Genomic DNA, 23,145 nt, shown 5'->3' on the forward strand with positions numbered 1-23,145 from the left:
CTCCGGTGCCGCCGCCGTTCGTCGGCGGTCCGGCACCCGCCCCGGCGGTGCAGCCGGTCGCCCCGCCGCCCGCACCCGCCGTGCCGTCCACGCCGCAGCCCGTCACCGACTACCGTTCGACCGGTTCGTGGGGCGGGGGCGACGACGCGCGTCGCGGGCGTCGCTCCGCGGACGGGCCGTTCGAACCCGATGCCGCCGCTCGCGAGGCGGCCCAGCGTGCCGAGAGCGAGCGCGCCGACGCCGACCTCCGTGCCCGCTTCGAGGCGGCGCAGCGCGCCGAAGCCGTCCGTGAGGCCGCCGCACGCGAGGCAGCCGAGCGCGAGGCCCGTGAGACCGCAGCGCGTGAGGCTGCGGCTCGTGAGGCCGCAGCGCGTGAGGCTGCGGCTCGTGAGGCCGCAGCCCGAGAAGCCGCGGCTCGTGAGGCCGCAGCCCGTGAGGCTGCCGCTCGTGAGGCTGCCGCTCGTGAGGCTGCCGCCCGTGAGGCTGCCGCACGCGAAGCCGCGGCTCGCGAGGCTGCCGCCCGAGAGGCCGAGGCTCGTGAAGCCGCCGCCCGTGAGATCGCCGCGCGCCGCGAGGAGGCGGAGCGCGTCGCCCGCGAGGAGTTCGAGGCCATGCAGCGCGCGCAGCGCGAAGAGGCCGAGCGCGTCGCCCGCGAGGAGTTCGAGGCCCAGCTCCGCGCGCAGCGCGAGGAGGCGGAGCGCGTCGCCCGCGAGGAGTTCGAGGCCATCCAGCGCGCGCGTCGCGAAGAGGCCGAGCTCGCCGCGTTCGCGGAGTTCGAGGCACTGCAGCGCGCCGAGGCCGAGCGTCTCGCCGCGGCCGCGCCGGCGCCCGAGCCCGCTCGCAGTCTGGGCATGCCCGGGGACGACGAGCTGTGGGCGGCGTTCGCCGACACCGGCGCCGAGACGGACGACGACGACGCCGAGGACGAATGGGTCCAGACCGCCGACGGGCAGTGGATCCGGCAGCCCGCCGAGACGTGGGCGGCCGAGCCCGCAGCGGCCGGCTGGGCGGAGCAGTCCGGTGACTCGTGGGCGGACCAGGCCGACGGCTGGGTGCAGACCGCCGACGGCGAGTGGGTGCAGCAGGCCGCGACGGGCTGGGAGCCGGAGTACGCCGAGGAGGCCGCACCGGCCGCGGCCTGGGTGGAGCAGCCCGCGGCGGGCGGTTGGTCGCTCGCCGACGACGACGCCGAGGACGAGTGGGTGCAGACGGCCGACGGCGAGTGGGTGCAGCGCCCCGCAAGCCGGGATTCCGAGCAGGTCGCGCCGGCCGCGGCCTGGGTGGAGCAGCCCGCGGCGGGCGGTTGGTCGCTCGCCGACGACGACGTCGAGGACGAGTGGGTGCAGACGGCCGACGGCGAGTGGGTGCAGCGCCCCGCCGCCGCAGCCGTCGAGGACGAGTGGGCGGACTCCGAGGACGGCGCCGATGACGGCGTCGAGTGGGTGCAGACGGCCGACGGCCAGTGGGTGCCCGCGCTCGAGGCCGAGCATGACGAAGGCGCCGGACTGCCCGAGGAGCTCGAGGCGACCGCCGCCGAGGGCGACGAGCTCTGGAACCTCTTCGGCGGCCGCGAGCAGGACGAGATCGATCCGCCCGTGCGCCGACGGAGCTTCGAGGAACCCGCTGAGCCGCTCGAAGCCACCCGCGCCCTTCCGGCCGTGGGAGCCGCGAACGGTTGGAGCCTCGCGGACGAGGTCGAAGGCCCCGAGGCGGAGCACGCTCCCGGCGACGAGGCCTTCTTCGACTGGGGGCTCCGCGCCGACCCGACCGCGGCCGATCCGCGTGCCGACGACGCCGAGGCCGACCCGTGGTGGGATCCCTTCGGCCGAGACCAGATCGAGCAGCAGCGACTCGGATCCTTCACGGAAGCGATCTCGGTGCTCCCGGACGACCTCGACGACCGACCCGTGCTGGACCGGCTGCCGAATCGCGGCCGCGACCCGTTCGACGACGGCTACGACGCCGACCGCTATCGGCAGTTCGACGAGGACGAGAACCCCTTCGCCGCGCTCTTCGCCCCGACGGGCCCCGTGCCGATCCTGGCGGGCGCGGGTTCGCCGGCCGCCCAGCACGACGGCTTCGGTCAGGACCCCTTCGCCTCCCTGTCGGACGACGGCTACGGCCCGCTGCGGGTCGAGCCGCCGGCCCGGGAGCCCCGGGGCGGCCAGGACCCGTTCGCCGGTGCTCGCGGCACATCGGGGCGCGACGATCGCTCCGCCGACCGGTACGCCTCCGCTGGGCGCACCGGCTCCGACCGTGCCGGTTCCGACCGCCACGGTTCCGACCGCTCCGGTTCCGACCGCCGGGAGCTCGTCGGAGCCGGTGCCGGCGGGCGCGGCGGCTCGGGCGGCTCGGGCCGCGGTCCCGGCGACGAGGGCGGCGCGTCCGTCGTCCAGGTGCTCGTGTGGGTCGCCGTCGGCCTCGTCGCGCTGTTGATCCTGCTGGTCGTCTGGTGGTTCGGATTCCGTCAGACCGGCACGGACGACACCGCCGCCGGCCCGACCGAGACGTCCGAGGCGGCAGATCCGGCGCCCACCGCGGCGCAGGCTCCGGGCGGCACGTACCGCTGGGACGCGCTGTTCGGCGGCGAGTGCCTCGACCCGTTCACGTCCGCGTGGGACACGGAGTTCGCAGTCGTCGACTGCGCCGCCCCCCATGCAGCCCAGCTCGTCTACCGCGGCACGATCGTCGCCGAGGAGGGCGCGGCGTTCCCCGGTGAAGAGGCGCTCATGCAGCAGGCCGGCACGGGCTGCGCGGCCGACGGCGTCATCGACGTCAACGCCGCCGCGGGCATCCCCGATCTGCAGATGCAGTCGACGTACCCGGTGACGGCCGATCAGTGGGACTCCGGGGTGCGCAACTTCTACTGCTTCGTGAGCCGCAGCGGCGGCGAGGCGCTGACGGCCTCGCTCGCGGGTCCCGGCCCGGCGGCGTAGTCGAGCGGGGCGCCGATGGGAGCGCGCGTGCTCGTCGTCGGGTCGGTGAACGTCGACACGACGCACTACGTCGAGCGGCTCCCCGGCCCCGGTGAGACGGTCCTCGCCCGGCGGACCCTCGTCGCGCTCGGCGGCAAGGGCGCCAACCAGGCGGTCGCCGCGACGCGCTTCGGCGCCGAGGTGCGCTTCGTCGGGGCGGTCGGGGCGGATGCCTCGGGGCGCTTCGCGCTCGACGAGCTGCACCGGCTCGGGGTCGGCGTCGACGAGGTGCGCCTCGTGGACGGCGTCGTGACGGGAGCGGCCGCGATCACGGTCGACGCGGCGGCGGAGAACACGATCGTCGTGGCCCCGGGTGCGAACGCTACCGTCGGCCTCGACGACGTCAAGACCCTCGACCTCGGCGTCGGCGCGGTCCTCGCGCAGGGCGAACTCGCGGCCGAGGTCGTCGACGCCGTCGTCGCGCGGGCCGCCGCCGCGAGCCTCCGCGTCGTCCTCAACCTCGCTCCCGTGATCGGCGTCGCTCCGACGACCCTGGCGCTCGCCGACCCCCTCGTCGTCAACGAGTCCGAGGCCCGGGCGGTCGGCATCGCCGAGGATGCGGCGGACGTCGACGCCTGGTTGGCGGCGGCCGCCGCGTCGGTCGGCCGGCTCGCCCGTTCGGTCGTGGTGACGCTCGGCCGTTCCGGGGCGGTCCTCGCCGAGGTCGACGCCACGGGAACACTCCGTGCGACCCATCGACCGGCGTTCGATGCCGTCGCGGTCGACACGACGGGCGCGGGCGACTGCTTCGCCGGCACGCTCGCCGCGGCGCTCGCGGAGGGGCTCGGCCTGGACGAGGCCGTGCGATTCGCGGCGGCGGCGGGTGCCTGCGCCGTCGAGTCGCCCGGCACGGTCGGCTCCTACGCCGAGCGGGCGGTCGTGCTGGCCCGCGCCGCGGCGGCCGCGGCAGACTGACGGAGTCCGTCCGACTGAAGGAGCCCGCCGTGCCCGTGCCCGTCATCCTCGATTGCGACCCCGGCCACGACGACGTCTTCGCGCTCTGGCTGCTCGCCGGGTCGCCCGAGGTCGACCTGCGGGCGGTGACGACGGTCGGCGGCAACGTGCCGCTCGCGCATACGAGCCGCAACGCCCGCATCGCGCTCTCCGTCGCCGGCATCACGGACGTGCCCGTTGCCGCGGGCTCGCCCGGCCCCATCGGTCGGGAGCTGCGCACGGCCGAGTGGATCCACGGCGAGAACGGCCTCGGCGGGCCGGAGCTGCCGGAACCGGGGGTCCCGCTCGATCCCCGCTCCGCCGCCGCGCTCATGGCCGACGTCGTGCGCGAGGCGGAAGAGCCGGTGACGATCGTCGCGACCGGGCCGATCACGAACGTCGCGGTGTTCCTCAGCGAGCATCCGGAGCTGTCGGACGGGGTGCGCGAGATCGTGTGGATGGGCGGCTCGACCGATCGCGGCAACGCGACGCCCGCGGCGGAGTTCAACGCGTGGGTCGATCCGGAGGCGCTCGACCGGGTGCTCGGCAGCGGCGTGCCGTTCACGATGGTGGGGCTGAACGTCACCCACCTCGCGCTCGTCGACGAGCGGGTGCAGGCGCGGGTGCGGGCGATCGGCACCCGCACCGCGGCGTTCGGCGACGAGCTGCTCGAGTTCTTCTGCGCGACGAACCGCGAGGTCTTCGGCCTGCCCGACGGGCCGCTGCACGACCCGGTGGCCGCCGCGGCGGTCGTCGCGCCAGCGCTCGTGGCGCGGCGACCGGTGCGTCTCGACGTCGAGCTGGCGGGGACCCACACGGTGGGGGCGACGCTCGCCGACCTCGACGGCATCCTCGGGCTCGAGCCCAACGCGCACGTGGCCGTCGGGCTCGACGTCGACGGGTTCTGGGACCTCGTGGCGGACGCGCTCGCGCGACTCGCCTAACCGTCCGTGGCGGTGTCGTCGGCTCCGGCCGACGCGTCGGCGCCGGCATCCTCGGTCGCGGCCGGGGCGAGCTCGGCCGCCCGGGCCGACAGGAACGCCGTGAAGGCGTCGACGTCGTCGAGCGCGTCCGTGTAGGGCGTGCCGGCGACGAAGAGCGTCGTCGCGTCGACCGACTGCCCGGAGGCCGTGCCGGCGGCGGCCCGTGCGGTCGCCACGCTCACCCAGTCGCGCTCGTCGCCGTCGTCGATGCAGTCGAGGGCATCCTCGTCGGTGACGCCGGCGTCCTCGGCGAGGCCCCGGAGGTCGGAGATGGCCGGCTGCTCGCCGCTCGTCACGGCGTTGAGGAGCGCGTCGTGCAGGTACAGGGCGGCGTCGGGCTCGGTGTTCGCGACGCACGCGACCGCGGCCGCGGCGTGAGCGGCGTACGAGTACTCGTCGGCACCGGGCGCGATGGGGTGGAGCTCCAGGCTCAGGGTCCCGGCCTGCAGCGCCGAGACGATCGTCGCGCCGTCGGTCGCCCAGAGCGTCGCGGCGTCGGGGTCGGCGTAATCGACGTAGAGGGCGAGGTCGAGGAAGCCGGTCGAGCGGTCGACCGTCGAGGCGACGGGCTCCGCGTCGATCTCGCGCGCCTCGCTCGTGGTCGCGACGATGGACGTGCCGTCGCCGCCGCCCTGGAGCAGCAGTCCGTCGCTCGCGAGGTTCGCGGGGCCGAGGTGCGCGCGGTCGATCTCGGCGTGCACGGCGAAGCCCACACCGACGCCCGCCGCCGCGACGCCGACGCCGAGGGCCGTCCACCCGGCGATCCGTCGCCGTCGGCGCTGCCGGGCCGCCTTCTCCCGCTGGATGCGGTTGACCTCGCGAAGGAACTCCCGGCGCTCCTTCTTCGACATGCCGCGCAACTCGCTGCGCGGGACGGGCTTGGACACGTCGGCTCCTTCCAAGGCGTGCGGGACGCGCGCCGCGGCGAACGTACGCGCGCCGGCTATCGATCGGCCCAGCGAGCGCACGGAGCCGGCTGTGGGCGGCATCGCGGCCGAGAGCCGGCCTCACCGGCCGTGACGCCGGGTTGCGTCGGGACGGCGCCCGATGACGCGGGCGGGCGCCGGATGACGGCGGGCGACGACGCATGACCGGGCGCGACCGGACGTGACGCGACCGGATGCGCGCGGGTCGGACGGCCGTGCAGCATGGCCGGGTCGGAGCGGGGAACCGTCCGCCGAGGCATCCATCGACACCCATCGAACGAAAGAGGCAGCCGCCATGTCCGCACCGAACGACGCACCGCAGAGCGAACTCCGCAGCGCACTCGACCAGCGCTCCAAGCGCCGCCGCATCGGCCTCATCGCCGGGATCGGCGCCGCGGCGCTCATCGCCGGCGGCGCCGTCGTCGCCGTCAACCTCGCCGGTGCCGGCGAGGCCACCGCCGACGTCGCGGCCGCGGGCGACACCGTGCACCTGAAGGTCGCGAGCTCCGGCGAGAGCTCGCTCAACGACGCCGTGCAGGAGGTCGCCGCCGAACACGGCGTCGAGATCGAATGGGTGAACTTCACCGACGACTGGACCCTGCCGAACACGGCCCTCGTCGCCGGCGAGGTCGACGCCAACGCCTTCCAGCACAGCGCGTTCCTCAGCGCCTTCAACACCGAGAACGACGCCGAGCTCGTGCCGGTGGTCTCCACGGTCATCGTCGAGTGGGGCATCTTCTCCTCGAAGCTGACGGACCTCGACGAACTCCCCGACGGCGCCCGCATCGTCATCCCCGACGACCCCGCCAACGGCGGTCGCGCACTCGGGATCCTCGCCGCCGCCGGCCTCATCGAGGTCGACCCGGCCGCGGGCATCTACCCGACGCCCGACGACGTCACCGACAACCCGAAGGGACTGGAGTTCGTGCCGATCAAGGCGCTCACGATCCCGCAGCAGCTCGACGACCCGACCGTCGACGCCGTCGTCGTGGGGACCTCGTACTTCGACCCGAGCCAGGGCATCACCGCCGAGGACGCGCTCTACCTCGACGACGCGCTCGCCGACAACTCGCTGCCCTACGTCAACTTCATCGCGACGACGCCCGAACGCGCCGACGACGCGGTCTGGGAGACGTTGCGCGAGGTCTACCAGGACCCGCGCGTGCAGGCCGGCCTCGACGAGGACTCGCACGGCGCGTCCGTGATCGTCGACCTCGACCCGGCGAAGCTCCAGGACAAGCTGACCGAGCTCGAGGACTTCGCCCGGGCGAACGGCTGAGCCGTCCGCGCCGGCGGGTCCGCGCGGGCCCGCCGGCACGGTCTCGATACGGGCTTCGCCCGACTCGACCAACCGACCGCCGCGGCGTGGTCTCGATACGGGCTTCGCCCGACTCGACCGGCGGCGACCCGCACGTCCGATGCACCCACCCACGATCAGGAGGCCTGATGAGCACCGCCATCTCCTTCGAGCACGTCTCGAAGACCTTCGCCGTCGACGGCCGCGAGTTCGAGGCCCTCCGCGACGTGAACCTGTCCGTCGAGCGCGGCGACGTCTACGGCATCGTCGGCTACTCCGGCGCCGGCAAGTCGACGCTGCTGCGCACCGTCAACGCCCTCGAGCGGCCGACGAGCGGCCGCGTCGTCGTCGACGGCCGGGACGTGACGGCGCTGAACGGCCGTGACCTCAGCGCGGTGCGGCAGCGCATCGGCATGATCTTCCAGCAGTTCAACCTGCTGCAGTCGCGCAATGTCTACCAGAACGTCGCCTATCCGCTGAAGCTCGCGGGGCTGCCGAAGGCCGAGATCCTCGATCGCGTCGAGGAGCTGCTCGAGTTCGTCGGCCTGTCCGACAAGGCGCTGCAGTACCCTCGTCGGCTCTCGGGCGGCCAGAAGCAGCGGGTCGGCATCGCCCGGGCGCTCGCGAGCCGCCCCGACATCCTCATCTCCGACGAGGCGACGAGCGCGCTCGACCCGCAGACGACGGGCGAGGTGCTCGACCTGCTGCGCCGCGTCAACCGCGAGTACGGCGTGACGATCCTGCTCGTCACCCACGAGATGGACGTCGTGCGCAGCATCGCGAACAAGGTCGCCGTCATGCAGGACGGCGAAGTCGTCGAGCACGGCACGGTCTACGACGTGTTCGCGAACCCGACGCACCCGACCTCGCGACGATTCGTCTCGTCGGTCGTGGCCCACGAGGCGCCCGCGAGCGCGCTCGCGCGCATCCGCACGGTCCACACGGGCCGGCTCGTGCGCATCCACGTCGGCGATCGGGAGTCGAACGACCCGTTCCTCTCGCGCATCGCCCGCACGCACGGCGTCGACTTCAACGTCGTCTACGGCGGCGTGAGCGAACTGCAATCGCGGCTCTTCGGCACGCTCACCGTCGAACTGCTCGGGGCCGACGTCGACGTCGACGCCGCGATCCGCGACCTCGCCGAGGTCGCCGAGGTCGCCGAACTGTCCGGTCCGCGCGAATTGGAGGCCGTCGATGCCTGAGACCGATCTCTCCACCCTGCTGCCGAAGATCTGGGATGCGTTCCTGGAGACGCTCATCATGGTCACCGGTGCGTTCGTGGCGGCCGCCGTGCTCGGCGTGCTGCTCGGCCTCGTCGTCTACGCGACGCGGCCCGGCAACCTGCTGGCGAACTCGGCCGTCTTCAACGCCATCAACGCGGTCATCAACGTCGTGCGTCCGGTGCCGTTCATCATCGTCGCCGTCGCCCTCATCCCGGTCACCCGGCTCGTGATGGGGACGAGCATCGGACCGATCGCGGCGATCTTCCCGCTCGCGCTCGTCGCGAGCGTCGCCATCGCGCGCATCGCCGAGTCGAACCTCGTCGCGGTGGATCCCGGCGTCATCGAGGCCGGCGCCGCGATGGGGGCGCGGCCGTGGCGGGTGCTCTTCACGATCGTCATCCCCGAGGCCCTCGGGCCGCTCACGCTCGGTTTGACGTACATCTTCGTCGCGCTCGTCGACGCGACCGCGGTCGCGGGCGTCATCGGCGGCGGCGGGCTCGGCGACCTCGCGATGACGTACGGCTATCAGCGCTTCGACTGGGTGACGATGTTCATCGTCATCGCCGTGCTGATCACGATCGTGCAGCTCGCGCAGTTCGCGGGCAACCGGGTCGCCCGGCTGGTCCTGCACGAGGGGCGGTGACGGCGGTGACGATCGAGGCGATCCCGGATGCCCGTGCCGGCGCGGCGCGGCCCACGACGACCGGAGGGTTCGACGAGCCCGCGTTCCGGGCGCTGCTGGAGGGCCTCGCCCCCGGCGCGGCGGCCCGCGAGCGCGAACGGCGCCTCCTCCACGACGAGGTGCGGGCCGTGCAGGCGACCGGGTTCGGCGCGCAGCGCCTGCCCGTCGAGCTCGGCGGTGCCGACCTGCCGTTCGAGACCGTGATCGCGCGGCTCGTCGATCTCGCCGCGGCCGACTCGAACCTCGCGCACGTCCAGCGCGGCCACCTCGCGTTCGTCGAGGGGCTGCGGCTCGAGACCGCGATCGGCGCGGGCGGGCCGGGCGGCGAGCCGATCCCGGCGCGACTGCGCATCTGGGCCGACCGGGTGCGGGCGGGGGAGTTCGTCGGCAACGCCCAGTCGGAGCGGCAGACGCTCGGCGAGCTCGGCACGCGGCTCGCGCGGCGGGCCGACGGCTCGCTCCGCCTGGACGGCCGGAAGTTCTACACGACGGGTTCGATCTACGCCGACTGGATCCATCTCGCGGCGCTCGAGGGCGACGAGCGCGTCGCGCTCACGGTGTCGACGCGGCAGCGCGGGGTCGTCTCGATCGACGATTGGGACGGCTTCGGCCAGCCGCTCACCGGCAGCGGCACCACGACGTTCGAGGATGCCTCGGTCGAGGCCGTCGAGGTCGAGCGCGGCGGCGATGCCACCCGGTCTCCGCTCATCGGCGGGGTCTTCCAGCTCGTGCTGCTGGCGGTCGTCGCGGGCGTCGCCGAGCGGGCGCTCGCGGACACCGTCGCGTTCGTGCGGCCGCGCGAGCGCACGTTCGGGTTCGCCGGTTCGCGGCCGCCGCGCCTCGACCCGCTCGTGCAGGCGCAGGTGGGGCGGCTCTCCGCGGTCGCTGCCGGCGCGCGGGCGATCGTGCTCGACGCGGCGCAGACGCTCGGCGGCGTGCTCGAGCGCACCCGACGCGGCGAGGCGGCCGGGCACGAGGCTCGCGACGCGCAGCTCGCCGTATTCCGCGCGCAGCATACGGTGCCGACGCTCGTGCTCGGCGCGCTCGCCGAACTCTTCGAGGTCGGCGGTGCGTCGGCCGTCGGGACGGGGCCGGCGCTCGACCGGCACTGGCGCAACGTCCGCACGATCGCCTCGCACAACCCGACGGTGCAACGGCTGGCCGCGCTCGGGCAATTCGAGCTCGACGGCACGCTGCCCGAGTGGTCGGCGCCCGGCGCGCCGGCGGCCGGAACGACGGCGCCGCCCGGCGGCACCTCCGCGCAGCGGGACGGAGGCGAGGACGTATGACGATCGAGGCATCCATTCCCACGGGCGCCGCCGCGGCCGCCTCGACGCCGCTCGTCGAGCGGTTCCGCGCGCTCTTCGACGAGCTCGGCGCGGAGGCGCCCCGGCGCGAACGGGAGCGCCGACTGCCGCATGCCGAGGTCGCCCGCCTCCGAGACGCGGGCTTCACCCGGGTGACGCTGCCGATCGAGCACGGCGGCGAGGGGGTGTCCCATGCCGAGTTCTTCGACCTGCTCGCCGAACTCGCCCGCCGCGACCCGAACCTCGCGCAGCTCTACCGTTCGCACTTCTCCTTCGTCGATCGCACGGCGCTCGCCCCGCCGTCGGCCGAGCGGGACGCCCGGCTCCGGCTCGTCGCCGACGGGCTCGTCATCGGGAACGCCTCGCACGAACGCACCGCGGCGAAGGTCGGCTCGCTCTCGACGAAACTCGCCCGGGGCGCCGACGGGCGGCTGCGTCTCGACGGCACCAAGCACTACAGCACCGGGGCCCTCTTCGCCGACATCGTGTCGGTCGCCGCCGAGGACGAGGACGGCCAGCACGTCGGCGTGCTCGTGCGCGGTGACGCGCCCGGCGTCGACCGCATCGACGACTGGAACGGGTTCGGGCAGCGCCTCACCGGCAGCGGCACGACCGTGTTCGACGCCGTCGAGGTCGACGAGCGCGCGGTCGTGCGCTTCGGCGAACGGCGGCCCTCCCACGGATCGGCCTACGTGCAGCTCGTGCTGCTCGCCGTCGTCGCCGGGATCGGTCGGACCGTGCTCGACGACGCCGTGCGGTTCGTGCGGGCGCGCACTCGGGTCTACAGCCACGGCTCGGGGCCGTCCGCCGCGGGGGACCCGATCGTGCAGGAGGTCGTCGGCGAACTCGACGCCGCCTCCTTCGCCGCCGACGCCGCGGTCGCCCGCGTCGCCGCCGGCCTCGACGCGTCCACTGCCGCACAGCTCGGCGGCGCCGCCGACGAGGAACTCCGGACGATCGTCGAACGGCTCGATGCGGAGACCGCCCGCGCGCAGCTCGTCGTGCTGCCGAACGTGCTCGACGCCTCCACGAAGCTCTTCGAGGTCGGCGGGGCGAGCGCGACCGACGCCGACCTCGCGCTCGACCGCCACTGGCGCAACGCCCGCACCGTCGCGAGCCACAACCCGGCGCGTTACAAGGCGCGCGCCCTCGGCGAGCTGCGCCTCGCCGGCACCCCCGTCGCCGGGTGGTGGAGCACGGGCGAAGGGTGAGCGCGGCGGCGGCACGAGGCATCCATCGCCCGCGCCGTGCGCCCGACACCGTTCGTCATGCCCCGCCCGACGACCCCGCACCGCTGGAAGGATCCCCCCATGACCGAGCCGAAGCCCCTCATCGTCAACCTGTTCGAGATGGCCTGCGTCTCCCACATCTCGCACGGCCTGTGGAGCCTGCCGGGCAACCAACGGCATCGCTTCGACGAACTCGGCTACTGGAGCGAGCTCGCCGAGATCCTCGAGGACGGCGGGTTCCACGGCGTCTTCCTCGCCGACGTCGTCGGGGCGTACGACGTCTTCCGCGACGGCCCCGAGACGGCGCTGCGCGAGGGACTCCAGTCGCCGAACCTCGACCCGCTGCTCGTCATCCCGGCGATGGCCGCGGTCACGAAGCGCCTCGGCTTCGGCGCGACCTTCTCGACGACCTACGAGCCGCCGTTCGCGTTCGCCCGCCGCGCCTCCACGCTCGACCACCTCACGAACGGGCGGTTCGGCTGGAACATCGTGACGAGCTACCTCCCGAACGCCGCCCGCAACTTCGGACTCGACGGCGAAGTGCCCCACGACCGCCGCTACGCGATCGCCGACGAGTACCTCGACGTGCTCTACAAGCTCTGGGAAGGCTCGTGGGACGACGACGCGCTCGTGTACGACCGCGAGCGCGGCGTCGTGACCGACCCGTCGAAGGTGCGCTACATCGACCACGTCGGAGCGCACTTCCGCGTCGCCGGCCCGCATATCGTGCACCCGTCCGCGCAGCGCACCCCCGTGCTCTACCAGGCGACCGGGTCGCCCGCGGGCATCGAGTTCGCCGGCCGGCACGCCGAGCTCGTCTTCACGGGCGGGCGCAGCGCCGCCGACTTCCGGGCCAACGCCGCCGGGATGACGGCCGCCGCCGAGCGGCACGGCCGCGGCCGCGACGACCTGAAGTTCCTCGTGCAGGCGGGCGTCGTCGTCGGCCGCACCGAGGAGGAGGCGGCCGAGAAGTGGCGCCGCTACCGCGAGGCGCGCAGCCTCGACGGCATCCTCGCCCACTCGTCGCTGCCGCTCGACCTGACCGCCTTCCCGCGCTCGATCACCGTCGCCGAGGCGGTGCGGCGATCGGACGCGGATGCCTCGGCCGTGCCGTTCCTGCCCCTCGCCAAGACGGTCGGGGAGGCGCTCGACGGGCTGCTCGATTCCAGGGAGGGCCGCTACTTCGTCGCCGGCACGCCGACGGTGGTCGCCGACGAGATCGAGCGCTGGCTCGACGAGGACGGCATCGACGGCATCAACCTGCGCCAGTACCACTCGTTCGACACGGCCCGCGACTTCGCCGAGCTCGTCGTGCCTGAACTGCGCCGCCGCGGCCGGCTCGTCGCCGACGACGGCGAGCCCACGACGCTGCGCCAACGGCTCTTCGGCCGCGGCGACCGGCTGCCCGAGCACCACATCGCCGCCCGCTACCGCGGCGGGGCGAACCTCGACGTGCCGGTGCCGCCGCTCGATCTCGGCGCCGGGGCGCTGGCGGCGGCCCGCTGACGGCCGCCCTCCCCGACGTCGCGCCCGGCGACCGGGCATTCGGGGAGGCGGGCGGGCCGGTCGCGGCGTAGCCTGGGCGCACGACGCGAGGAGGCATCCATGGATTGGACGTTCTGGGCCGGACTCGGCGCGATCGTCGTGCTGTGGGCCGCGACGCAGTGGTTCTTCTCGTGGTGGCGCCACTCGGAAAAGGTGCGGGGACGCAATCGGGAGCAGGCCGACGGCATCGCCGACGCTGAGCGGCAGAAGGAGCGCGGCCGGTTCTGGGGAGGACTCTGACGCAAGGTTCGCGGAACGCCGTGAGAACGACGTGCCGCCGCCCCGCAGCCGAGGATGCCGCTTAGAGCTCGACCTCGACGGGCGGGCCGACCAGGTCGATGACGCCGCTGACGATCTCGTCGGGGCGGAACGGGTACTTCTCGACCTCGCGCGCATCGCTGATGCCCGTGAGCACGAGCACCGTGTGCAGACCCGCCTCGATGCCCGCGACGATGTCGGTGTCCATGCGGTCGCCGATCATGGCGGTGTTCTCGGAGTGCGCGCCGATCTTGTTGAGCGCCGAGCGGAACATCATCGGGTTCGGCTTGCCGACGACGTAGGGCTCCATGCCGGTCGCCTTCGTGATGAGGGCCGCGATGGCGCCCGTCGCGGGCAGCGGGCCGTCGGCGCTCGGGCCCGTGGCATCCGGGTTCGTGACGATGAAACGGGCGCCCCTGCCGATGAGGCGGATCGCCTTCGTGATGGCCTCGAACGAGTAGTTGCGCGTCTCGCCGACGACGACGTAGTCGGGATCGGTCTCGGTCATGATGAAGCCGGCCTCGTGCAGCGCGGTCGTGATGCCGGCCTCGCCGATGACGAACGCGGAACCGCCGGGCAGCTGCTGCTTCAGGAAGTCGGCGGTCGCGAGCGCCGAGGTCCAGATGCGGTCCTCGGGGACGTTGAGGCCGCTCGCGCGCAGCCGCGCCGAGAGGTCGCGCGCGGTGAAGATCGAGTTGTTCGTCAGCACGAGGTAGGGCGTGCCGCTGTCCTCCCACTGCTGCAGCAGTTCGGCGGCGCCCGGCAGCGCGTGGTTCTCGTGCACCAGCACGCCGTCCATGTCGGTCAGCCAGCACTCGACTTCGTCGCGTCGTCCCATGCGCCCAGGCTACGCGTCCCGGGCGCCCCGCCGCGCCCGTGCGTCGGCGGCCGGGCAGTGCGTCGGGGGCCCGTGCCAGGATGACTCGTGCGGCGCGATCCGCCGCGGAACCCGACCACGTCCGGAGCGCTCTTCCCGCATGTCCGAAACCACGTCCCGCCCCTTCCTCGTCGATCTGCGCGGGGTGATCGACCTGCTCGGCCGGCACATCTACTCCGGGCCGCAGGTGTTCGTCCGCGAGCTCCTGCAGAACGGCCGCGACGCGATCACGGCGCGCGCCGAGCACGAGGGCCGGCTCGACCCGGCGTGGGGCGTGCGCATCCTGCCGCCGGAGCCGGGCGAGCGCACCCTGCGCGTCGTCGACGACGGCGTGGGCCTCACCGCCGAGGAGGTCGGCGACCTGCTGGCGACCGTCGGCCGGAGTTCGAAGCGCGACCTGCTCGATCTGCCGCGCGAGGGCTTCCTCGGCCAGTTCGGCATCGGGCTGCTGAGCTGCTTCATGGTGGCCGACCGCATCACCGTGCGCTCGCGCTCGGCGCGCGACGGCTCGAGCGTCGAATGGGTCGGTGCGATCGACGGCACCTTCGCCGTGCGAGCACTCGACGACGCGGAAGCCGCGGACCTCGCCGTCGGCACGGTCGTCGCCCTCGAGCCGCGCGCCGACGACGCGCACTACCGGGAGCGCGCGACCCTCGACGACCTCGCCCGGCGCTACGCCGAGTACCTGCCCGTCCCGATCGCCGTCCGCGCGGCCGACGGCACGTTCGACACGATCAACCGGCGGCCCGTCTTCGCGGCGACCGGGGCCGAGCGCACCGCGGCGCGCGGAGAGCTCCGCGAGCTCGGCCAGGAGCTGCTCGGGCGCGCCCCGTTCGACGTCATCGAGCTGCACTCGCCCGCCACGGGCACGCGCGGCACCGCGTTCGTGCTGCCCGTCGAACCCGCTCCGGGCGCCCGGCGCGCCGACCGCGTGCACCTCGGCGGGATGCTCGTCGACCCGCGCGCCGACGACCTGCTGCCCTCGTGGGCGTTCTTCGTACGCGCCGTCGTCGACTCGAGCGGGCTGAAGCCCACGGCCTCCCGCGAGCACCTCGTGGAGGACGAGGCGCTCGAAGCGACCCGCGCCGAGCTCGGCGCGGCCGTGCGCGCCTGGGTGCTGCGCCTCGGCGTCGAGCAGCCCCGGCGCCTGGCCGAGTTCGTCGGCATCCACCACCTCGGCCTGAAGTCGCTCGTCGTCCACGACGAGGAGCTCGCCGCCTTCATCACCCGCTGGCTCACCGTCGAGACGTCGATCGGCGTCATGACGATCGACGAGCTCGTGCGCGAGCACCCGCACCTGCGCTACACCGAGACCGTCGACGAGTTCCGCCAGATCGCGGCCATCGCCTCGCCCGACCGGCCCGTCGTCAACGGCGGCTACGTGCACGACGCCGACATCGTGCGGCAGCTGCCGCTGCGCTTCGAGGGGGTCACCGTCGAACGCGCCACGGTCGCCGCCGAGCTCGATGTGCTCGACCCGCCGCCGCTCGCCGAACGCTCCGCCGCGCTCGAGCTCGAGCGCCGTGCGGGCGCCGCGCTCGCCGAGGTGCGTTGCGACGTCGTGGTGCGCCGCTTCGAGCCCGCCGACCTGCCGGGGCTCTACCTCGCCGACCCCGAGGCGCTGCGCAGCCTGACGCGCGACGCGGCCCGCGAGGCCTCCGGGGCCCTCTGGAGCGGAGTGCTCGGACGGCTCGGCGAGGCCCGTGCCGCGGCGCGTCCCGCCGCCGCCGACCGGCCGAAGCTCTGCCTCAACTGGGCGAACCCGCTCGTGCGCTCGCTCGCGACGGCCGCCGACGAGGCCGTGGTCGACCGCACCGTGCGCCTGCTCTACGTGCAGGCGCTCCTGGCCGGCCATCGACCGCTCGGCACCGCCGAACGCCGCATGCTGACCGGCGCCCTCGGCGACCTCGTCGCCCTGAGCCTCGCCGACTGACGTCCGCGGGCGCACCGCCCGAGGCATCCCTCGACCCTGTCCGAACCGCTGAAAGGGACCCATGTCCGCCGAACGCATCGAAGCGCTCCTCGAATCCATCGACCGCACGCCGTGGGGCGCCGAGGAGCGCGCCCTCGTCGACGAGGCGCTCGCACTCGCGCTCGTCGAAGGCGACGAGCCGCTCGAGTACCGGGTGCGGCTGCGCCTGAACGCCTCGGCGAACATGTCGGGCGACTCCGACGCGCTGCTGAGCTCCTTCGCGTGGTGCCTCGCCAAGCACGACGCCGACCCCGTGCGCTTCCCCGCCCAGCCCGACGGCGAGGGCGGCGTCGACCTGCTGTGGCACTTCAAGTGGATGGCGGGCACGCTCTCGGCGAGCCCCCTGTTCGGCACCGAGCAGATCCGCGCCGTGCTCGACGACATGCAGGCCCACTACGAGCGGGCGGGCGCCGGCCCCTCGGGCGTCGCCATGGCGCGCTTCGACGCGGCCGTCGCGAACGGGTGGCGCGACGAGGCCGCCGAGGCCTACCGCGTGCTGACGACGACCCCGCGCGACGAGTACAGCCACTGCGACGCGTGCGTGCGCAGCGCCACGGCCGACTACCTCGTCGAGACGGGCCGAGAGGCCGAGGCGATCGTGCTCTACGAAGAGCTCGTCGACGGCGGGTTCACGTGCGGCGAGGAACCGGAGCGGGCCCTCGCCGACTCGCTCATCGCCTACCTGCGCGCCGGGGAGCTCGATCGTGCGAAGGCGTTCCACCTGCGCAGCTACCGCGACGCCCGCGGCAACGCCGACAACGTCGGCATCATCGCCAAGCACGTGCGCTTCTGCGCCATCACGGGCAACGAGGCCCGCGGCCTCGCGATCCTCGAGCGCCACCTCGGCTGGCTCGCGCACGACCCGCTCAATCGCCGCGGCCACTTCGCGCTGCTCGGCGCCGCGGGCGTGCTGCTCGACGCCGTCGTGCGCAGCGGTCACGGCGCGACGCCGGTGCGCGGCGCCGACGCCGAGGAGCTCGCCGAGTTCTTCGGCGCCCACGAGGGGTCGTGGACGGCAGCCGAACTCTCGGTCGCGTCCTGGGCCGCCGCCGCGTCGATCGCCGACGCCTTCGACGCCCGCAACGGCAACCGGCACCTCGCCGAGCGGCTCGCGGAGCTCCGGGAGCTCGCGGACGAGCACTACGGCGTGCCCCTCGCCGCGGAGGGCTTCGCGCCGGCCGCGCCCGTCGAGGCGCCCGAGCCGGCGACCTCGGCCGAGTGGCTGGAGCGGACGAGCGAGCGCTTCGCCCTCGGCGACCTCGACGGTGCGCTCGTGAGCGCGACCTCGGGGCTCGAGGCGGGCGACGGCGACGCCGCGGTGCGCGCCGAGCTGCTCGGAGCGCGGGTCTCGGCCCTCGTCGGCCTCGACCGGCGGGACGAGGCCGTGGCGGCGCTGCCGGAGCGCATCGCCGCCCTCGGCGCGGCCGGGCGCGAGTCGGCCGCCGCGCTCGAGGAACGGCTCGGACTCGTGCTGCACGGCGCCGCCGGTCCCGCCGACCTCGACGTGCTCGAGAGCGAGCTCGCCGCCGCCGAAGCCGCTGCCACGGCGCCCGAAGCCGCCGATCTCGCCGTGACCCTCGCGCACGCCCGGCTCGCCGCGGAGGACCGGGAGGGCGCTGCCGCCGCGATCGAGGTCGCCTACGCGCTGGCCGGATCGCTGCCCGCCGACGACCGCCTGCGCATCGCCTCGGCGCTGCTCGCGGCGAACCTGCGCGCCGCCGCCGACGCGCGCGAGTCCGCCGTCGAAGCGCTCGACCGGGTGCTCGTGCCGGGCGCGGACCGCGTCACGCGCGGCGACGCGCACCGGCTCCGCGCCCGGCTGCACGCAGGCGACGGCGACTTCGACGCGGCGATCCTCGATGCCGACGCCGCGCTCGACCTCGACTACGCGCTGGCCGACCGCGCGCGCATCCTCGACGACTGCGTGCTCGCGGCGGCGATCCTCGACGACCTCGGCCGGCCCGACGAGGCCGTCTCCCGCTACCGGCTCGCCGTGCAGCAGGCCGAGCTCGCCGAGGCGCCCGGGCTGCTCGGCCTCCGCTACGGACTGGGCCGGCAGCTCGTCCGCGCCGGCCACGCCGACGAGTCGATCGAGCTCCTGCAGTCGGTCTACGACGAGGAGACGGCGACCGAGGCGCCGGTCGTGGCACGCGCCGAGACCCTGCAGCTCCTCGGCTCCGCGTTCCGCGACACCGGCGAGTACGGTTCGGCGGCAGGGGCGTGGTTCACGGCGGCCGACCTCTTCGAGGAGGGCGAGGCGAAGGCCGGCGCCGTCACGACGCTGCTCGACCTCGCCCGACTCCACGTGGGGCTCGACTACCGCGACGAGGGGATCGAGCTGCTCGAGCGGGCCGTCGCGCTCGTCGAGGGCGATCAGGAGTACATCGGCTCCTACGTCGACGCCCGACACCTGCTCGGCCAGACACGCGGCGGCGCCGGTGACGAGCGCGCCCTCGCCGACTTCGACGTCGTCGCCGACCTCGCGCGCGAGCACGAGGCGGACTACCTGCTGGCCGACGTCACCGACTCGCGCGCCCGTGCGCTCGGCGCGCTCGGCCGCATCGACGAGGCCGTGGCGACGGCGCTCGGCGCGGCCGACCTGTTCGAGGAGGCCGGCGCGACGATCCCCGCGGGTAGCGCGACCCTCGTCGCCGCCGACGCGCTGCAGGGCGCCGAACGGCACGACGAGGCCGTGGTGCTCTACGGCGCGGCGATCGAACGCCTCGTCGACCACCCCGGCGCGACCGCGACCGCACGGCTGCGGCTCGCCGACTCCCTCGAGGCGCTCGGACGGGCGGCGGACGCCGCGACCGAACGCCGGCTCGCCGAGGACTGAACGAGCGAGGCGAGGATGCCCGCGGGTGCGGTCATCCTCGCCTCATCGGCCCCGTCGTGCGGGACCGAAGATTGCGCCGCCGCGCCTCAGCGCGCGCGCAGTCGCGGCGCCAGGTCGCGCTCGAAGAGCTCGAGGAAGCGGCGCTGGTCGTGGCCGGGCGCGTGGAAGACGAGGTGGTTGAAGCCCCAGTCGATGTACTGCCCGATCTCGTCGGCGACCTGGTCGGGGTCGGTGCCGACGATCCAGCGCTTCGCGATCTCCTCGATCGGCAGCGCGTCGGCGGCGGCCTCCATCTCGACGGGGTCGGTGATGTCGTGCTTCTGCTCCTTCGAGAGCGAGAGCGGCGACCAGAAGCGCGTGTTGTCGAGGGCGGTGTCGAGGTCCTCCTCGTAGGAGAGCTTGATCTCGATCATGCGGTCGAGCGTGTCCCAGTCGCGGCCGGCGAGCTCGGCGCCCTCGCGCGCCGCGGGCAGCAGCTGCTCGGTGTAGAGCTCGGCGCCCTTGCCGCTCGTGACGATCATGCCGTCGCCGGCGCGGCCCGCGTACTTCGCGACCGTCGGGCCGCCCGCGGCGATGTAGACGGGCACGCGGGTCTCGGGCCGGTCGTAGATGGATGCCCCGTGGGTCGAGTAGTACTCGCCCTCGAAGGTGACCTGCTCCTCGTCGCTCCAGAGCGAGCGCATGAGCCGCACCGACTCGCGCAGCCGCGCGAAGCGCTCCTTGAACTCGGGCCAGTCCTGAGCGCCCGCGCCGCGGAAGCCCGTGGCGATCTCGTTGAGCGCTTCGCCCGTGCCGAAGCCGGCGATGATGCGCTCCGGGTAGAGCACCCCGAGGCTCGCGAAGGCCTGGGCGAGCACGGCGGGGTTGTAGCGGAACGTCGGCGTCATGACGCTCGTGCCGAGCCGGATCGTCGAGGTGCGCTCGCCGACCGCGGCCATCCACGTGAGGGAGAACGGCGCGTGCCCGCCGTTGTGCCGCCACGGCTGGAAGTGGTCGCTCGTGAACGCCGACTCCATGCCGTGCGCCTCGGCGGCGACGGCGATCTCGACGAGTTCGCGGGGGTCGAACTGCTCCGCGGAGGCCTTGTATCCGAGCTTCAGGGTCATGGCTCCATCCTCCCACCGCCCGCGCGCCCGCGCCGGGCGCAGGCATCCCCCAGCCCGCGAGTGGACGGGAACGCAGGGTGCGTCGCGCCCTCCACCCTGCGTTCCGGTCCACTCGCTGGGCGGTGCGCCGAGGTGGGTAGGCTCCGGGGATGGGATCGGAACCGAGCGCCCTCGCGGCGCGGGCGCAACTGGCCGCGTTCGCGTCCGACCCCGAGGCGCTCGCGCCCTGGCCGATCCCGCGCGAGGCCGTGGATGCCGCGACCGCCCGCCCGGCGGCCGTGCTCGTGCTCTTCGGGGTGCTCGACGACGTGCCGGCCGAGCGCCGCGATCCGGCCCTCGCCGTCAGCCGCGACCTCGACGTGCTGCTGCTCGCCCGGGCGACGACGCTGCGCTCGCACGCCGGCCAGGTCGCCTTCCCCGGCGGGCGCATCGACGCGGGCGACGCCGATCCCGTGGCCGCCGCACTGCGAGAAGCCCGCGAGGAGACGGGCCTCGACCCCGCAGGCGTCGAGGTGCTCGGCTCGCTCGGCCTCATCCCGGTGCCGCCGTCGGGCCACCTCGTCACGCCGGTGATCGGCTGGTGGGCGCAGCCCACCCCCGTCGCCGCGGTCGACGTCGCCGAATCGGCGCTCGTGTTCCGGATGCCCGTGGCCGAACTGCTCGACCCCGCGAACCGGCGGTCGACCGTGATGCGCCGCGGCGATCTCACGTGGCGCGGGCCCGGCTTCCTCGTCGAGGCATCCGGCACGACCCAGCTCGTATGGGGGTTCACCGCGATGGTGCTCGATCGCATGTTCGACCGGCTCGGCTGGACGGAACCGTGGGACCGGGATCGCCTGCACGAGATCGGCGATCCGGCGCCGCGCTCGCCGCGTCCGGACCTGCCGAGCCTCGACTGATCGGCGCCCGAGGCGTCAGACGCGCGCGACCCAGATGAGCCGCGCCTGCGCGTCGGTGAGCGGCACGGCCCCGCCGTCGCGCGAGATCACGACCACGTGCTCGTCGACCTCGTCGCGGTCGCCCGCAGCAGCGTCGCCCGGTGCATCCTGCAGGTCGGCCGCGATCTCGGGACCGATCCCGACCTGGTCGAGCGCGCGGAGCATCCCCGGATCGCGGTCGCTGATGCGGAGCACGGTGACGGGCCCGCGGGGCGCGGAGAGCAGCGGCACGGCGTCGGGGTAGGGCACGGTGCCGTCGGCCTGCGGGATGGGATCGCCGTGGGGGTCGGCCGTCGGCCGCCCGAGCTGCGCGTCGATCGCCTCGAGCAGCCGATCGGAGACGGCGTGCTCGAGCACCTCGGCCTCCTCGTGGACCTCGTCCCAGCCGTAGTCCATCGTCTCGACGAGCCACGTCTCGATGAGGCGGTGCCGGCGCACGACGCCGAGGGCTCGGATCGTGCCGCCCTGCGTCAGCCGGATCGCGCCGTACGGTTGGTGCGTGACGAGCCCGGCCGCGGCCATCTTCTTGACCATCTCGGTCACCGAGGACGGGGCGACGCCGAGCCGCCCGGCGAGCACCTTGGGGGTGATCGGGTCGGGCTGCCACTCGGTGTGGCCGTAGATCGTCTTGAGGTAGTCCTCGACGGCGGGATGCACGTTCGGCACCGCTCCAGGGTACCGGGGCGCCGCCGGCCCGCCCGTGCCCGGGCGGGCCGGCGGGATCAGCCCGTGAAGACGAGGAACAGGAGCGTCGCGTTGAGCGTGACGAGCGCGATCGAGGCGAGGATGCCGAGGGCCGTCGTGAGCGCGCGATTGCGCCACGCGCCGAGCACTTCGCGCCGCGCGGTGAGGGCGACGAGCGGGATGAGCGCGAACGGGATGCCGAACGAGAGCACGACCTGGCTGAGCACGAGGGCCAGCGTCGGGTCGACGCCGATGGCGAGGATGACGAGGGCCGGGACGAGCGTGACGAGTCGGCGGGCGATGAGCGGCACGCGCACGTGCAGCAGTCCGTCCATGATCTCGGCGCCCGCGTACGCGCCGACCGAGGTCGAGGCGAGTCCGGAGGCGAGCAGCCCGACCGCGAAGAGCGTCGCGACGACCTGGCCGAGGCCGGCTTCGAGCGCGCCGTAGGCGCCCTCGAGCGTGTCGGTGCCGGAGACGCCCGCGAGGTTCGCGGCCGCGAGCAGCAGCATGCAGAGGTTCACCGTGCCGGCGACGATCATCGCGATCGTGACATCCCACTTCGTCGCGCGGAGGAGGCGGGCGGTCGTGATGGTGCGGCCCGAGGCATCCTGCACACCCCGATCGGTGCGCCCGAGCCCGCCGGGGCTGTGCCGGTCGTCCCGGGCTGCGCCGCCCGGAAAGCGGTCGCGGGCGAGGGAGGAGTGGGCGTAGATCGCGTGGGGCATGATCGTCGCGCCGAGGATGCTCGCCGCGAGCAGCACGGAGTCCACGCCCTCGAAGCGCGGGACGAGCCCGGCCACGACCCCGGCCGGGTCCGGCGGCGCGACGACGACGCCCGCGACGAACCCGATCGCGATGACCAGCAGCAGCGCGATGACGATGTTCTCGAACGCGCGCGGGCCGCGCTTGGACTGCAGGACCAGCAGTGCGATCGAGACGGCGCCAGTGATGAGGCCGCCCCAGACGAGCGGCACGCCGAAGAGCAGGTACAGGGCGACGGCGCCGCCGATGACCTCGGCGAGGTCGGTCGCCATGGCCACGAGCTCGGCCTGCAGCCAGTAGGCGCGGCGCCCGGTCTTCGAGCGGATGCGCTCGCCGAGCACCTGCGGGAGCGATCCGCCCGTGACGACGCCGAGCTTGGCCGAGAGGTACTGGATGAGCCAGGCCATGAGGTTGCCGACGACGACGACCCAGACGAGCAGGTAGCCGTAACGGGCGCCGGCGCTGAAGTTGGAGGCCACGTTGCCGGGGTCGAGGTAGGCGACCCCGGCGACGAGCGCGGGGCCGAGCAGCCAGGCGGCGCGGGCGCCTCGGGCGTTCGGGCGGGGTGCGCGGGCGGTGGCGGCGCCGGTGTCGGCGCCGGGATCGGCG

At 74.3% G+C, this 23,145-nt stretch carries 17 protein-coding genes and 1 pseudogene; 13 read left to right on the plus strand and 5 right to left on the minus strand.

Annotation, left to right across the window (positions count from 1 at the left end; genetic code table 11):
- The 3 genes and pseudogenes from GB864_RS13320 to GB864_RS13330 form a co-directional block, all read left to right on the plus strand.
- Window positions 1–2,936: pseudogene (locus tag GB864_RS13320) on the plus strand (septum formation family protein); the annotation flags it as partial.
- A gap of 15 nt (window positions 2,937–2,951) precedes the next feature.
- The gene (locus GB864_RS13325; protein ID WP_160425839.1) at window positions 2,952–3,890 is read left to right on the plus strand and encodes a ribokinase; all 939 of its coding nucleotides are present in this window, start codon (window positions 2,952–2,954) and stop codon (window positions 3,888–3,890) included.
- Between the two features lie 29 nt (window positions 3,891–3,919).
- Window positions 3,920–4,852, plus strand: a complete 933-nt coding sequence (locus tag GB864_RS13330) for a nucleoside hydrolase (protein WP_160425841.1) — start codon at window positions 3,920–3,922, stop codon at window positions 4,850–4,852.
- Here GB864_RS13330 and GB864_RS13335 read toward each other — a convergent pair.
- Window positions 4,849–5,778: a DsbA family protein gene (locus GB864_RS13335; protein ID WP_160425843.1), complete on the minus strand. Its 930-nt coding sequence runs from the start codon at window positions 5,776–5,778 to the stop codon at window positions 4,849–4,851. The genes GB864_RS13330 and GB864_RS13335 overlap by 4 nt on opposite strands.
- 334 nt (window positions 5,779–6,112) lie before the next feature.
- Here GB864_RS13335 and GB864_RS13340 point away from each other — a divergent pair, with 334 nt between their 5' ends.
- The 7 genes from GB864_RS13340 to GB864_RS13370 all read left to right on the plus strand — a co-directional run bounded on the left by GB864_RS13340 (window position 6,113) and on the right by GB864_RS13370 (window position 13,340).
- Window positions 6,113–7,096, plus strand: a complete 984-nt coding sequence (locus tag GB864_RS13340; RefSeq protein ID WP_160425844.1) for a MetQ/NlpA family ABC transporter substrate-binding protein — start codon at window positions 6,113–6,115, stop codon at window positions 7,094–7,096.
- Between the two features lie 167 nt (window positions 7,097–7,263).
- The gene (locus tag GB864_RS13345) at window positions 7,264–8,316 is read left to right on the plus strand and encodes a methionine ABC transporter ATP-binding protein (RefSeq protein WP_160425847.1); all 1,053 of its coding nucleotides are present in this window, start codon (window positions 7,264–7,266) and stop codon (window positions 8,314–8,316) included.
- A complete protein-coding gene (locus GB864_RS13350) occupies window positions 8,309–8,980 on the plus strand; it encodes a methionine ABC transporter permease (RefSeq protein WP_160425850.1) in 672 nt (223 codons plus the stop codon). Before GB864_RS13345 ends, GB864_RS13350 begins: the two co-directional genes overlap by 8 nt.
- On the plus strand, window positions 8,977–10,308 hold the full coding sequence (locus tag GB864_RS13355; protein ID WP_336604002.1) for an acyl-CoA dehydrogenase family protein: 1,332 nt from the start codon (window positions 8,977–8,979) through the stop codon (window positions 10,306–10,308). The genes GB864_RS13350 and GB864_RS13355 overlap by 4 nt, the downstream gene beginning before the upstream one ends.
- Complete coding sequence (locus GB864_RS13360; RefSeq protein ID WP_160425851.1) at window positions 10,305–11,537, plus strand: acyl-CoA dehydrogenase family protein; 1,233 nt, start codon at window positions 10,305–10,307, stop codon at window positions 11,535–11,537. The genes GB864_RS13355 and GB864_RS13360 overlap by 4 nt, the downstream gene beginning before the upstream one ends.
- A gap of 99 nt (window positions 11,538–11,636) precedes the next feature.
- Window positions 11,637–13,061, plus strand: coding sequence for an NtaA/DmoA family FMN-dependent monooxygenase (locus tag GB864_RS13365; protein ID WP_160425853.1), 1,425 nt, complete (start codon window positions 11,637–11,639; stop codon window positions 13,059–13,061).
- Between the two features lie 99 nt (window positions 13,062–13,160).
- The gene (locus GB864_RS13370; RefSeq protein ID WP_160425855.1) at window positions 13,161–13,340 is read left to right on the plus strand and encodes a hypothetical protein; all 180 of its coding nucleotides are present in this window, start codon (window positions 13,161–13,163) and stop codon (window positions 13,338–13,340) included.
- Between the two features lie 61 nt (window positions 13,341–13,401).
- On the opposite strand, the gene GB864_RS13375 is transcribed toward GB864_RS13370, so the two are convergent.
- Complete coding sequence (locus GB864_RS13375) at window positions 13,402–14,196, minus strand: HAD-IIA family hydrolase (protein ID WP_160425857.1); 795 nt, start codon at window positions 14,194–14,196, stop codon at window positions 13,402–13,404.
- A gap of 139 nt (window positions 14,197–14,335) precedes the next feature.
- Here GB864_RS13375 and GB864_RS13380 point away from each other — a divergent pair, with 139 nt between their 5' ends.
- Together GB864_RS13380 and GB864_RS13385 are read left to right on the plus strand one after the other, a co-directional pair.
- Window positions 14,336–16,168: an HSP90 family protein gene (locus tag GB864_RS13380; RefSeq protein ID WP_160425858.1), complete on the plus strand. Its 1,833-nt coding sequence runs from the start codon at window positions 14,336–14,338 to the stop codon at window positions 16,166–16,168.
- A 61-nt stretch (window positions 16,169–16,229) separates the two neighbouring features.
- Window positions 16,230–19,043 (plus strand): hypothetical protein, encoded by a 2,814-nt coding sequence (locus tag GB864_RS13385; protein ID WP_160425860.1) that lies wholly within the window; start codon window positions 16,230–16,232, stop codon window positions 19,041–19,043.
- A gap of 86 nt (window positions 19,044–19,129) precedes the next feature.
- On the opposite strand, the gene fgd is transcribed toward GB864_RS13385, so the two are convergent.
- A complete protein-coding gene (fgd, locus tag GB864_RS13390; protein WP_160425861.1) occupies window positions 19,130–20,149 on the minus strand; it encodes a glucose-6-phosphate dehydrogenase (coenzyme-F420) in 1,020 nt (339 codons plus the stop codon).
- A 149-nt stretch (window positions 20,150–20,298) separates the two neighbouring features.
- On the opposite strand from fgd, the gene GB864_RS13395 reads away from it, so the two are divergent.
- Window positions 20,299–21,048 carry an NUDIX hydrolase gene (locus GB864_RS13395; RefSeq protein WP_160425863.1) on the plus strand — a complete coding sequence of 250 codons (750 nt, stop codon included), beginning with the start codon at window positions 20,299–20,301 and terminating at the stop codon, window positions 21,046–21,048.
- A gap of 15 nt (window positions 21,049–21,063) precedes the next feature.
- On the opposite strand, the gene GB864_RS13400 is transcribed toward GB864_RS13395, so the two are convergent.
- Both GB864_RS13400 and GB864_RS13405 read right to left on the minus strand, forming a co-directional pair.
- A complete protein-coding gene (locus GB864_RS13400; protein ID WP_160425865.1) occupies window positions 21,064–21,753 on the minus strand; it encodes an iron dependent repressor, metal binding and dimerization domain protein in 690 nt (229 codons plus the stop codon).
- Between the two features lie 56 nt (window positions 21,754–21,809).
- A complete protein-coding gene (locus GB864_RS13405) occupies window positions 21,810–23,066 on the minus strand; it encodes an Nramp family divalent metal transporter (RefSeq protein WP_160425870.1) in 1,257 nt (418 codons plus the stop codon).
- Window positions 23,067–23,145 lie beyond the last annotated feature (79 nt).

The organism is Agromyces seonyuensis (assembly GCF_009789225.1).
Lineage (GTDB): Bacteria > Actinomycetota > Actinomycetes > Actinomycetales > Microbacteriaceae > Agromyces > Agromyces seonyuensis.

Coding starts and splice junctions, on each gene's coding strand:
- GB864_RS13325 (WP_160425839.1), top strand. CDS start 2,952: ATGGGAGCGCGCGTGCTCGTCGTCGGGTCGGTGAACGTCGACACGACG.
- GB864_RS13340 (WP_160425844.1), top strand. CDS start 6,113: ATGTCCGCACCGAACGACGCACCGCAGAGCGAACTCCGCAGCGCACTC.
- GB864_RS13345 (WP_160425847.1), top strand. CDS start 7,264: ATGAGCACCGCCATCTCCTTCGAGCACGTCTCGAAGACCTTCGCCGTC.
- GB864_RS13350 (WP_160425850.1), top strand. CDS start 8,309: ATGCCTGAGACCGATCTCTCCACCCTGCTGCCGAAGATCTGGGATGCG.
- GB864_RS13360 (WP_160425851.1), top strand. CDS start 10,305: ATGACGATCGAGGCATCCATTCCCACGGGCGCCGCCGCGGCCGCCTCG.
- GB864_RS13365 (WP_160425853.1), top strand. CDS start 11,637: ATGACCGAGCCGAAGCCCCTCATCGTCAACCTGTTCGAGATGGCCTGC.
- GB864_RS13370 (WP_160425855.1), top strand. CDS start 13,161: ATGGATTGGACGTTCTGGGCCGGACTCGGCGCGATCGTCGTGCTGTGG.
- GB864_RS13375 (WP_160425857.1), bottom strand. CDS start 14,196: ATGGGACGACGCGACGAAGTCGAGTGCTGGCTGACCGACATGGACGGC.
- GB864_RS13380 (WP_160425858.1), top strand. CDS start 14,336: ATGTCCGAAACCACGTCCCGCCCCTTCCTCGTCGATCTGCGCGGGGTG.
- GB864_RS13385 (WP_160425860.1), top strand. CDS start 16,230: ATGTCCGCCGAACGCATCGAAGCGCTCCTCGAATCCATCGACCGCACG.
- fgd (WP_160425861.1), bottom strand. CDS start 20,149: ATGACCCTGAAGCTCGGATACAAGGCCTCCGCGGAGCAGTTCGACCCC.
- GB864_RS13395 (WP_160425863.1), top strand. CDS start 20,299: ATGGGATCGGAACCGAGCGCCCTCGCGGCGCGGGCGCAACTGGCCGCG.